General features: G+C 73.0%; 11 protein-coding genes. 4 read left to right on the top strand and 7 right to left on the bottom strand.

Annotation, left to right across the window (positions count from 1 at the left end):
* Positions 1-229: 229 nt before the first annotated feature.
* Together rarD and ABD317_RS26775 are read right to left on the bottom strand one after the other, a co-directional pair.
* Positions 230-1,252 (bottom strand): EamA family transporter RarD, encoded by a 1,023-nt coding sequence (gene rarD / locus ABD317_RS26770; RefSeq protein ID WP_344292772.1) that lies wholly within the window; start codon positions 1,250-1,252, stop codon positions 230-232.
* Positions 1,253-1,348: 96 nt separating this feature from the next.
* Positions 1,349-2,227 carry an NAD(P)H-binding protein gene (locus ABD317_RS26775; protein WP_344292774.1) on the bottom strand — a complete coding sequence of 293 codons (879 nt, stop codon included), beginning with the start codon at positions 2,225-2,227 and terminating at the stop codon, positions 1,349-1,351.
* Between the two features lie 63 nt (positions 2,228-2,290).
* Here ABD317_RS26775 and ABD317_RS26780 point away from each other — a divergent pair, with 63 nt between their 5' ends.
* Positions 2,291-2,680: a winged helix-turn-helix transcriptional regulator gene (locus tag ABD317_RS26780; protein WP_344292776.1), complete on the top strand. Its 390-nt coding sequence runs from the start codon at positions 2,291-2,293 to the stop codon at positions 2,678-2,680.
* A gap of 118 nt (positions 2,681-2,798) precedes the next feature.
* Here ABD317_RS26780 and ABD317_RS26785 read toward each other — a convergent pair whose 3' ends face one another.
* The 5 genes from ABD317_RS26785 to ABD317_RS26805 all read right to left on the bottom strand — a co-directional run bounded on the left by ABD317_RS26785 (position 2,799) and on the right by ABD317_RS26805 (position 9,597).
* Positions 2,799-3,875, bottom strand: a complete 1,077-nt coding sequence (locus ABD317_RS26785) for a 2-oxoacid:ferredoxin oxidoreductase subunit beta (protein ID WP_344292778.1) — start codon at positions 3,873-3,875, stop codon at positions 2,799-2,801.
* Positions 3,868-5,757 (bottom strand): 2-oxoacid:acceptor oxidoreductase subunit alpha, encoded by a 1,890-nt coding sequence (locus ABD317_RS26790; protein WP_344292781.1) that lies wholly within the window; start codon positions 5,755-5,757, stop codon positions 3,868-3,870. The genes ABD317_RS26785 and ABD317_RS26790 overlap by 8 nt, the downstream gene beginning before the upstream one ends.
* 327 nt (positions 5,758-6,084) lie before the next feature.
* Entirely contained in the window at positions 6,085-6,744 is a 660-nt protein-coding gene (locus ABD317_RS26795; protein WP_027754832.1) for a LuxR C-terminal-related transcriptional regulator, read from the bottom strand.
* Between the two features lie 132 nt (positions 6,745-6,876).
* Complete coding sequence (locus ABD317_RS26800; RefSeq protein ID WP_344292783.1) at positions 6,877-8,193, bottom strand: sensor histidine kinase; 1,317 nt, start codon at positions 8,191-8,193, stop codon at positions 6,877-6,879.
* A 138-nt stretch (positions 8,194-8,331) separates the two neighbouring features.
* A complete protein-coding gene (locus ABD317_RS26805; RefSeq protein WP_344292785.1) occupies positions 8,332-9,597 on the bottom strand; it encodes a sensor histidine kinase in 1,266 nt (421 codons plus the stop codon).
* Between the two features lie 284 nt (positions 9,598-9,881).
* Between ABD317_RS26805 and ABD317_RS26810 the strand changes: the two genes are divergently transcribed.
* From ABD317_RS26810 to ABD317_RS26820, 3 genes are all read left to right on the top strand, one after another.
* On the top strand, positions 9,882-10,274 hold the full coding sequence (locus ABD317_RS26810; protein ID WP_037782615.1) for an NADH-quinone oxidoreductase subunit A: 393 nt from the start codon (positions 9,882-9,884) through the stop codon (positions 10,272-10,274).
* Positions 10,265-10,873 carry an NADH-quinone oxidoreductase subunit B gene (locus tag ABD317_RS26815; protein ID WP_344292789.1) on the top strand — a complete coding sequence of 203 codons (609 nt, stop codon included), beginning with the start codon at positions 10,265-10,267 and terminating at the stop codon, positions 10,871-10,873. The genes ABD317_RS26810 and ABD317_RS26815 overlap by 10 nt, the downstream gene beginning before the upstream one ends.
* The coding region (locus tag ABD317_RS26820) for an NADH-quinone oxidoreductase subunit C (RefSeq protein WP_344292791.1) at positions 10,870-11,595 on the top strand (726 nt) is incomplete at its 3' end. The genes ABD317_RS26815 and ABD317_RS26820, both read left to right, overlap by 4 nt.

Consider the following 11,595-nt stretch of genomic DNA (forward strand, 5'->3'; position numbering starts at 1 on the left):
GAAGACGGCCGCCCCGACCCCGGCCGCCGCCGCGCCCGCGCCCCCGACCGCCGCGCGGGCGCCCCGTCCGCCGGCGAGCGCGGCCCCGGCGAGCGCGCCCATGACCCCCGCGGTCCCCACCTGGGCCCGCAGCTTCGACCCGCCCGCCCGTTCGTCCGCCATCCCCGCAGCCTACGCGCGCCCTCCCGGCCGACCCCTCGCAGCCCGCCGCGGCTCCCGCGGCTGCGGCTCATGCGGAGCGGGCCGAATCCGCCGTCGTCTTACCCGTCTTACCCGCCGCATGTTCCGGACCGGCCGCCGCTGCCGACGCCTGTACCGCCTCCGCGCGGCGCAGCTCCAGCCGCCCCCGCCGCGCGGTGCGCAGCGCGTCGTACGTGAGCAGCGCCAGCGCCAGCCACACCAGCAGGAAGCCCGCCCACCGCTCCGCCGGCATCGACTCGTGGAAGTACAGCACGCCCAGCAGGAACTGCAGCGTCGGCGCCAGGTACTGCATCAGCCCGATCGTCGACAGCGGCAGCCGCACCGCCGCCGCGCCGAAGCAGATCAGCGGGAACGCCGTGACCACCCCGCAGCTCGCGAGCAGCAGCGCGTGGCCCACGCCCTCCGTGTGGAACGTCGCGTCGCCGCGGGCGCCGAGCAGCAGCATGAACCCCAGCGCCGGCAGGAACTGCACCGACGTCTCCGCCGCGAAGGACTCGATGCCCTCCAGCCCGATCCGCTTCTTGACCAGCCCGTACGTCCCGAAGGAGAACGCCAGCACCAGCGCGATCCACGGCAGCTGCCCGTACCCCACCGTCAGCACCACCACCGCCGCCGCGCCCACCGCGACCGCGACCCACTGCGCGACGCGCAGCCGTTCGCGCAGCAGCAGCACCCCGAAGGCGATGCTGACGAGGGGGTTGATGAAGTAGCCGAGGGCCGCCTCGACGACGTGTCCGGAGTTGACCGCCCAGATGTAGACGAACCAGTTGACCGTGATCGTCGCCGCGGCCGCCGCGACCAGCCCCAGCCGCCGCGGCTCGCGCAGCAGCGGCCGGATCCACGCCCAGCGGCGCAGCACCAGCAGGAGCAGCACGCAGGCGACGAGCGACCACACCATCCGGTTGGCCAGGATCTCCGCGGGGCTCGCGGGCTCCAGCAGCGGCCAGAACAGCGGGATGATCCCCCAGCTGCCGTACGCGGCGAAGCCGTAGAGCAGCCCGAGCCGCGCCTCGCCCGCCGACCTCGCCGGAGCGTCACCTGATGACCCCACGGCCGCCCTCCCGTCCGCCGTCCCACACGGCCTTCGCCGTGACGACGGTAGCGGGCGGACGAGCCGGTTGTCATTCTCGTATCAGCATTTGGGTCCTTACTCCTGCGGCGTGTCGCGTACGGCCGCGAGCCCCGCCGCCACCGCCTCCGCCAGCGGCGTCGTCGGCCGCCCGATGAGCCGGGCCAGCTCGCCCGTCGTCCCCGCCAGCAGCCCGCGGGACACCGCCGCGTCGACGCCGACCAGCATCTCGGCCACCGGCTCCGGCATCCCGGCGCCGACCAGAGCCCGCAGGTGCCCGTCCGGCGGCAGGTCGCGGTAGCCGACGGGGGCGCCGGACTGCCGGGCGACCTCGGCGGCGTACTCCGGGAGGCTCCACGCCGTGTCGCCGCTCAGCTCGTACGCCCGGCCCTCGTGCCCCTCGCCGGTCAGCACCGCGACCGCCGCGGCGGCGTAGTCGGCGCGGGCGGCGGAGGCGATCCGGCCGTCGCCCGCGCTGCCGAGGACGGCGCCGTGTTCGAGCACGGGCGCGAGGTGCTCGGTGTAGTTCTCGTGGTACCAGCCGTTGCGCAGGAAGACGTACGGCAGCCCGGAGTCGAGGATCAGCTGCTCGGTGGCCTTGTGCTCGTCCGCGAGCGGGAAGTCGGCCTTCGGCCCGCCGAGGATCCCGGTGTACGCGAGCCGCCCGACGCCCGCCGCCGCGGCGGCCTCGACGACCGCCCGGTGCTGCGCCACCCGCCGCCCCACCTCGCTGCCCGAGATGAACAGCACCCGCTCGCCGGAGCGGAAGGCGTCCGCGAGCGCGGCGGGCTCGTCGTAGTCGGCGATCCGCAGCTCCACGCCGCGCGCCGCGAGGTCCGCGGCCTTGTCCTTGCTGCGCACGACGGCGGCGATCCGCTCGGCGGGCAGCTGCTCCAGCAGGGCCGCGACGACGAGGCGGCCGAGGTGTCCGGTGGCTCCGGTGACGGTGATCTTCATGAGAACCACCGTAGGCTCCACGCTTACGGCGAGAAAGTACCCACTTTGACGTAAGGTACTGGGATGAAGGTAAGTGAAGAGGTCGGGCTGCGGGGCTTTCCGGACGTGATCGAGCCCGACTGCCCCGCGCGGAACATCCTGGAGCACGTCGTCAGCCGCTGGGGCGTGCTGGTGCTGCTGGCGCTGCAGGACGGCACGATGCGGTTCAGCGCGCTGCGGCGGCGGATCGGCGGCGTCAGCGAGAAGATGCTCGCGCAGACGCTGCAGACGCTGGAGCGCGACGGCCTGGTGCTGCGCGAGGCGAAGCCGGTCATCCCGCCGCACGTGGAGTACTCGCTGAGCCCGCTCGGCGGGCAGGCGGCCCGGCTGGTGCGGCCGCTGGCGGTCTGGGCGAACGACAGCGTGGCCGAGGTGGCCACGGCCCGCGCCGGATACGACACGGCACGGGCCTGAGGCAGCGCCCCCGGACGGCACACCGGGGCGGGGCGCCCGGCAAAGCGCCCGGACCCGGACCCGGGGTGCGGGCCCGGGTCCGGGTCCGGGCCGTGTCGGCCCCGGGCGGCCCGTCGGCTCAGCCGAGGACCGTCCAGGTGTCGCCGCCGGCGAGGAGGGCGCCCAGGTCGCCCTTGCCCTTGTGCTGGACGGCGTCGTCGAGCTGCTCGGCCATCTCCGTGTCGTAGACCTGCCGGTCCACGCTGCGCAGCACGCCGATCGGCGTGTGGTGCAGCGTGTTGGGGTCGGCGAGGCGGGAGAGGGCGAAGGCGGTGGTGGGGGTGGCGGCGTGGGCGTCGTGGACGAGGACGTCCGCCTCGTTCTCTGCCGTCACCTCCACGATCTCCAGGTCCCCGGTGGCCGGGTCGCGCACGACGCCCTTGTGATCGTCGGTGCCGAAGCGGATCGGCTTGCCGTGCTCCAGCCGGATCACCGCCTCCTGGGCCTGCTCGCGGTCCTTGAGCACCTCGAAGGCGTTGTCGTTGAAGATGTTGCAGTTCTGGTAGATCTCGATCAGCGCCGTGCCCGGGTGGGCGGCCGCCGCGCGCAGCGTCTCGGTGAGGTGCTTGCGGTCCGAGTCGACCGTGCGGGCGACGAAGGACGCCTCGGCGCCGAGCGCCAGCGAGACCGGGTTGAACGGCGAGTCGAGCGAGCCCATCGGGGTGGACTTGGTGACCTTGCCGATCTCGGAGGTCGGCGAGTACTGCCCCTTGGTCAGGCCGTAGATCCGGTTGTTGAAGAGCAGGATCTTGAGGTTGACGTTGCGGCGGAGCGCGTGGATCAGGTGGTTGCCGCCGATGGACAGCGCGTCGCCGTCGCCGGTGACGACCCAGACGGACAGGTCGCGGCGGGTGGCGGCCAGGCCGGTGGCGATGGCCGGGGCGCGGCCGTGGATGGAGTGCATCCCGTAGGTGTTCATGTAGTACGGGAAGCGGGACGAGCAGCCGATGCCCGAGACGAAGACGATGTTCTCCTTGGCCAGGCCCAGCTCCGGCATGAAGCCCTGGACGGCGGCCAGGACGGCGTAGTCACCGCAGCCGGGGCACCAGCGCACCTCCTGGTCCGTCTTGAAGTCCTTCATGGACTGCTTGGCTTCGGCCTTGGGGATCAGCGAAAGGGCGTCGATCGCCGGCCCCTCAGCGGTCGTCTCAGCCATTGTCGATGGCCTCCTTGAGAGCGGTGGCGAGCTGCTCGGCCTTGAACGGCATGCCGTTGACCTGGTTGTACGAGTAGGCGTCGACGAGGTACCGGGCGCGGACGAGGGCCGCGAGCTGGCCGAGGTTCATCTCGGGGACGATGACTTTGTCGTACGCGGCCAGGACCTCGCCGAGGTTGGCCGGGAACGGGTTGACGTAGCGCAGGTGGGCCTGCGCGATACGGTCGCCGGCGCGGCGCACGCGGCGTACGGCCGCGGTGATCGGCCCGTACGTCGAGCCCCAGCCCAGCACCAGCGTGCGCGCCCGCTCGCCCGCCGGGCCCTCGGGGTCGTCGACCTCGATGTCGGGCACGTCGATGCCGTCGACCTTCGCCTGCCGGGTGCGCACCATCAGGTCGTGGTTGGACGGCGCGTACGAGATGTTGCCCGAGCCGTCCTCCTTCTCGATGCCGCCGATGCGGTGCTCCAGGCCCGGGGTGCCGGGCACCGCCCACGGCCGGGCCAGCGTCTGCGGGTCGCGTTTGAACGGCCAGAAGACCTCGGTGCCGTCGTCCAGGGTGTGGTTGGCCTTGGTGGCGAACTGCACGCGCAGGTCGGGCAGCTCGTCGACCTCCGGGATGCGCCACGGCTCGGAGCCGTTGGCCAGGTAGCCGTCGGACAGCAGCATCACCGGCGTGCGGTACGTCAGTGCTATCCGCGCGGCGTCCAGCGCCGCGGTGAAGCAGTCCGACGGCGTGGCCGGCGCCACGACCGGCACCGGCGCCTCGCCGTTGCGCCCGTACATCGCCTGCAGCAGGTCCGCCTGCTCGGTCTTCGTCGGCAGCCCGGTCGACGGGCCGCCGCGCTGGATGTCCACGACCAGCAGGGGCAGCTCCAGCGACACCGCGAGGCCCACCGTCTCGGCCTTCAGCGCGACGCCGGGGCCGGAGGTGGTCGTCACCCCCAGCGCGCCGCCGAAGGCCGCGCCGAGCGCGGCGCCGATGCCGGCGATCTCGTCCTCGGCCTGGAAGGTGCGGACGCCGAAGTTCTTGTGCTTGCTCAGCTCGTGCAGGATGTCCGAGGCCGGCGTGATCGGGTACGAGCCGAGGAACAGCGGCAGGTCCGCCTGCTGCCCCGCGGCGATCAGCCCGTACGCCAGCGCCAGGTTGCCCGAGATCGAGCGGTACGTGCCGGCGGGGAACGCGGACTCGGCCGGCGCGACCTCGTAGGAGACCGCGAAGTCCTCCGTCGTCTCGCCGAAGTTCCACCCGGCCCGGAAAGCGGCGATGTTGGCCTCGGCGATGTCCGGCTTCTTCGCGAACTTCGCCCGCAGGAACCCCTCGGTGCCCTCGGTCGGGCGGTTGTACATCCAGCTCAGCAGCCCGAGGGCGAACATGTTCTTGGAGCGGCCGGCGTCCTTGCGGGACAGCCCGAACTCCTTCAGCGCCTCGACCGTCAGCGTGGTCAGCGGCACCTCGTGCACGCTGTACCCGTCGAGCGAGCCGTCCTCCAGAGGGCTCGCGGCGTAACCCACCTTGGCCATCGCGCGCTTGTTGAACTCGTCCGTGTTGACGATCACCTCGGCGCCGCGCGGCACGTCGCCGATGTTCGCCTTCAGCGCGGCCGGGTTCATCGCGACCAGCACGTTGGGCGCGTCCCCCGGGGTGAGGATGTCGTGGTCGGCGAAGTGCACCTGGAAACTGGAAACCCCCGGCAGGGTGCCTGCGGGGGCGCGGATCTCGGCGGGGAAGTTCGGAAGCGTCGACAGGTCGTTGCCGAACGACGCCGTCTCCGAGGTGAAGCGGTCCCCGGTCAGCTGCATCCCGTCTCCGGAGTCACCGGCGAACCGGATGATCACCCGGTCCAGGCGCTTGACCTCTTTGCTGTTGACCTCGCTGGTCACCTTCGTGGACCTCCCTCGCGGCGGCCGCTCGGGAACGGGATACCGACCGCCTGACCCAGTGACCATCGTACGTCGGTTAGGCATGCCTTCCTCAGCGTGTCCGCAAACTGGACGGTGACGAGACGGAGGGCTATATCCGCATTTGTTCCGATCTAACCCCCCTCATAACCCCTTCCTCCGGGCTGACAATCACTTGTCAGCGGGGCGCGGATGTGACATGGGGGCGGCTTGGCGCCCGCCGGTAGTGCGCACCTGGCGGCGGGCCGGGAGAGCGCCGGGGGGCGCCGCAGAGCGGCCCTGAGCGGCGCTGAGCGGCCCTTGAGCGGGTCAGGAGTTGAGGTACGTGAGGACCGCGAGCACCCGGCGGTGATCTCCCTCACTCTGTGCCAGGCCCAGCTTCATGAAGATGTTGCTCACGTGCTTCTCGACCGCGCCGTCGCTCACGACGAGCTGAGCGGCGATCGCGGAGTTCGTCCGGCCCTCGGCCATCAGGCCGAGGACCTCCCGCTCCCTGGGGGTCAGACCGGCGAGCACGTCCTGCTTGCGGCTGCGGCCCAGCAGCTGGGCGACGACCTCGGGATCGAGCGCCGTGCCGCCCTCGGCGACCCGGACGACGGCGTCCACGAACTCGCGGACCTCCGCGACCCGGTCCTTCAGCAGGTACCCGACCCCGCGGCTGGAGCCGGCGATCAGCTCGGTGGCGTACTGCTCCTCCACGTACTGGGAGAGCACCAGCACGCCGACGTCGGGATGGTCGCGCCGCAGCTGCACGGCCGCGCGGACGCCCTCGTCGGTGTGGGTCGGCGGCATCCGCACGTCGGCGACGACGACGTCCGGCGCGCTGCCCTCGGCGGCCAGCTCGCCGACCGTCTTGACCAGCGCCTGGCCGTCACCGACACCGGCGACGACCTCGTGGCCCCGGTCGGTGAGCAGCCGGGTGAGCCCTTCCCGGAGCAGCACCGAGTCCTCGGCGATGACCACCCGCACGCTGTCCTCCACCGTTGCCTGCCCCCCATACGAAGATGTGTAGACCTCCAGCATCCCAGGATTCGGCGACAAGGGGAGCCACCGGAGCGGATACCCCGTGGGGAAGCCGGGGGGCGGGGCAGCGCGGCGCGGTTACGAGCGCCAGGGGAGTTCCGCCGTGACGACCGTCGGCCCGCCCGGCGGGGAGTCGACGACCAGCAGCCCGTCGACCGACCCCAGCCGCTCCGCCAGGCCGGAGAGCCCCGAGCCCGCGTCCAGCCGGGCGCCGCCCCGGCCGTCGTCCGTGACCTGGATCATCAGCCGGCCCTCCGCGCGCCACAGGTCCACCATCGCCCGGCTCGCGCCGCTGTGCTTGCTGATGTTCTGCAGCAGCTCCGAGGTCGTGTAGTACGCGATGCCCTCGATGGACTGCGCCGGCCGCTCCAGCAGGTCCACGGTCACCGACACCGGCACCGTGCAGCGGGCGGCGACGGCGGACAGCGCCGGGCCGAGGCCGCGGTCGGTGAGGATCGCGGGGTGGATGCCGCGGGCCAGGTCGCGCAGCTCCTGCAGCGCCAGCTTCACCTCGCCGTGCGCCTCGTCGACCATGTCGGCCGCGGCCTCCGGGTCCTCCAGCAGCTTCTCCTTCGCCAGGCCCAGGTCCATCGCCAGCGCGACGAGCCGGGCCTGCGCGCCGTCGTGCAGGTCGCGCTCGATGCGCCGCAGGTCCGCCGCCGCCGTGTCCACCACGACGCCGCGGTCCGTCTCCAGCTCCTGCACCCGGGTCGCCAGCTTCGACGGGCCCAGCAGCCCGACGACCATCGCCCGGTCCACGTACGACAGCCCGCGCACCACCCACGGCGAGGCGAGCAGCGCCACCCCGCCGACGACGACGGCGAAGGCCTGCTCCAGCGCCGAGTCCAGGTACCAGCCCTCCCCGGACTCGTTCCCGTACACCTGCAGCCCCTCCTGGCCCCAGTGCGCCGGGAAGACCCACTGCCACAGCGGGTACGTGACCATCGACCAGGCCCAGGTCATCATCGCCACGGAGATCGCGAACGAGCAGACCGCCCAGAACATGTGCAGCAGCCCGTAGAGCATGCTCCGCCACGACTCGCCGCTGCGGAACAGCGAACCGACCCAGCCCATGAACCCGGAGGCCCGCCGGTGCAGCGGCTCCGGGTCGTCGACCTTCAGGTCGAGCAGCAGCCGCGCGCGGGCCCGCTCGAAGTAGCCCATGCCGCGGCAGCCCGCCAGCATCCCGGCCAGCACCGGGACGCCGAGGAACGTGATCAGCAGGCCGACGCCCAGCGACAGCATGGTGATCGTGTAGACGAAGAACACGATCGACACCGGCAGGCTGAGCAGGTGGTAGAGGAACTCGCGCCAGGTGCGCGCCTCGAAGGGGGCGCGCAGGGCGAGGGGAACCCGCGGGCGGCGGGCCTCGGGGGCGTACGCGGTGCTGTCCATCGTCGGAAGTCCTTCTGCCGGAGCGCTGGTGACGGGTCTGTCGAGCTTGTGCCTCCAGCCTCTCCGGCGGGGGCGCCGCGGGCCATGGAGCAGGTCGGTCTGTCGGTACGGGGGAAAACCCCACCCTCGGCCGTACGCCTACACGCGCGCAGCCCGTGCCCGCCACCGCCCCCGCCCGGGGCCCTGCCCCGGGGCCTGCCCCTGCGCCTGGGGCTCCGTCTCGCGGTTGCGCCAGGGCAGCTCGGCCGTGACGACCGTGGGGCCGCCGCTCGGGGACTCCACCACCAGCAGCCCGTCGACCGACCCCAGCCGCTCCGCCAGCCCGGAGAGCCCCGAGCCCGCGTCCAGCCGGGCGCCGCCCCGGCCGTCGTCGGTGACCTGCAGCATGATGCGGCCCTCCGCCCGCCACACGTCGGCGCTCGCGGTCTTCGCGTCGCTGTGCTTGCTGATGTTCTGCAGCAGCTCGGAGACCGTGTAGTACGCGATGCCCTCGATGGCCTGCGCCGGCCGCTCCCTGAGGTCGACGGTCACCGTGACGGGCACCGTGCAGCGGGCGGCGACGGCGGACAGCGCCGGGCCGAGGCCGCGGTCGGTGAGGATCGCCGGGTGGATGCCGCGGGCCAGGTCGCGCAGCTCCTGCAGCGCCAGCTTCACCTCGCCGTGCGCCTCGTCGACCATCTCGGCCGCGGCCTCCGGGTCCTCCAGCAGCTTCTCCTTCGCCAGGCCCAGACCCATCGCCAGCGCGACGAGCCGGGCCTGCGCGCCGTCGTGCAGGTCGCGCTCGATGCGCCGCAGGTCCGCCGCGGCCGTGTCCACCACGACCCCGCGGTTCTCCTCCAGCTCCTTGATCCGCCGCTCCAGCGGGTCCGACGGTGCCAGCAGCCCGCGCACCATCGCCCGGTCCACCTCCGTCAGCCCGCGCGCCAGCCACGGCAGCAGCGGCCACAGCACGAACAGCGACACCATCGTCAGCCCGAAGGTGAGGACCCCCCACGGCAGCCGCATCACGCTGTACAGCGTCGTCCGCCAGCCCACCGGGTCCTTCAGCATCGCCCACAGCCACGGCAGGAAGCCCCCGTAGGTGCTGCGCCGGATCGGCGTCGGCGCCTCGACGTGCACGCCGAGCAGCACGCGCGCCCGCGCGCGCTCCCACGCGCCGATCCCGCGCGCGCCGGCGAGGCCCGCGGCCAGCAGCGGCAGTCCGATGACGGTGATCGACAGGAACGCGCCGGCGTACAGCCAGATCGAGACGTAGGTGAACGCGAAGATCGCCACGGGGAGGTTCACCAGCAGATGCACGATCTCAAGCCAGGTCGCGCCGCTGAGCGGCGCGCGCGGCGGAGGCAGCGGCTCAGCGCCGCGGGGCTTGGGCTGCGGCTCCGCGCCGGGGCGGCTGTACGTCATCCTCCCAGGGTGCCGCGCCGGAGTACCGCGACGCCATGGGGGGTGTGGGGGGAACGTACGGGGGTTAACCCCACCCTTTGCGGAGGAGTCTCCGCTTCGGCGCCCCGGTGCGGGCCGGGTGCGGCGGGCGGGACGCGTGCGGCGCGGCGGAAGTGGCGTGCACGGGATGGGCACAGCGCGCGGGGCAGGGCCTACACTCCTTGCCCGTACAGGTCGATGTCCTGACCGAATGCGCACGGGTCAGCCAGCCACTGCAGTCAGGGAGCGAAGCCGAGGTGCCGGACATGTTCGCCGCCGACGCCGTTGCCGCCGGGTACTTCGACGGCTACGGGGTGGTCGGCCTCGTCGCCGTGCTGGGCCTGCTCTTCGTCGCCGTCGCCTTCGGCGGCGCCCGGCTGCTGCGGCCCGCGGTGCCGACGCCGGAGAAGCTGCTCACGTACGAGTGCGGGGTGGACCCGGTCGGGGAGGGCTGGGCGCACACGCAGGTCCGCTACTACGTGTACGCCTTCCTGTACGTGATCTTCGCCGTCGACGCCATCTTCCTCTTCCCCTGGGCGACGGTCTTCGCGGCCCCGGGGTACGGGGCGGTGACGCTGGTGGAGATGTTCATCTTCCTCGGCTTCCTCGCCGTGGGCCTGCTCTACGCCTGGAAGAAGGGCGTCCTCGAATGGACTTGAACCCCGTGCAGCCCGAGCACCCCGAGCAGCGCCTCGGCGTACTGCAGCGCCTGGCACCTCAGCCGATGAAGGTCGTGCTCAACTGGGGCCGCCGCTACAGCCTGTGGGTCTTCAACTTCGGCCTCGCCTGCTGCGCGATCGAGTTCATCGCCGCGTCGATGGCCCGGCACGACTTCATCCGCCTCGGCGTCATCCCGTTCGCGCCGGGCCCGCGGCAGGCGGACCTGATGGTGGTGTCCGGGACGGTGACGGACAAGATGGCGCCGTCGGTGAAGCGGCTGTACGAGCAGATGCCGGAGCCGAAGTACGTGATCTCCTTCGGCGCGTGCTCCAACTGCGGCGGGCCGTACTGGGACTCGTACGCGGTGACGAAGGGCGTGGACCAGATCGTCCCGGTGGACGTGTACGTGCCGGGCTGCCCGCCGCGGCCGGAGGCGCTGCTGCAGGGCATCCTGAAGCTGCAGGAGAAGATCGCGCGGGAGTCGCTGCGGGAGCGGTACGGGAACGGGGCGGCCGCGGCCGCCCCGACGTCCGCGGCGGCGCTGACGAGCGGGCTGGTGCAGCCGCCGAACGGGCCGAACGGGGAGGCCGGCGGATGACCGAGCCGGGGGAGGCGGACGACGCCGGACCCGTGGGGTGGCTGCCGCGGGCGGCGGAGGAGCTGTTCGGCCCGGGCGCGGCGGCGCGCACGGCGTACGGCGTCCTGACCGTCGACGTGCCGCCCGCCGCCTGGACTACGGCGCTGCAGACGGCCCGCGACGAGCTGGGCTGCACGTTCTTCGACTGGCTCAGCGCCGTCGACGAACCGGACGAGGGCTTCCGCGTCGCCGCCCACGTCGTCGCGGTCGGCACGCCGCCGCGCCGGCTGCTGCTCCGTACGACGGTGCCGCACGGCGCGCCGGCGCTGGCGACGGCGACGGGCGTGTACGCGGGGGCGGCGTGGCACGAGCGGGAGACGCACGAGATGTTCGGCGTCGACTTCGCCGGCCACCCGCACCTGGTGCCGCTGCTGCTGCCGGAGGAGTTCGAGGGGCACCCGCTGCGGAAGGACTTCGTGCTGGCGGCCCGGGTCGCGAAGGCCTGGCCGGGCGCGAAGGAACCGGGCGAGCCCCACGACGGCGGCCCGAAGCGCCGCCAGATGCAGCCCCCGGGCGTCCCCGACCCGAACGACTGGGGCCCCCAGAAGGGCCAGCTCCCCCCGGCCCCCGCCCGCACCCCGCGCCGCGCGGGAGGGAGAGCGGAGGGCGCCCCGCGCAGCGGGCGCTCGGCGAGCGAGGGTTCGGCGTCGAGGCGGGCCGCGGGCGGCGGGCCGGCCGGTGGC

This window comes from Streptomyces synnematoformans (genome assembly GCF_039531005.1).
Lineage (GTDB): Bacteria > Actinomycetota > Actinomycetes > Streptomycetales > Streptomycetaceae > Streptomyces > Streptomyces synnematoformans.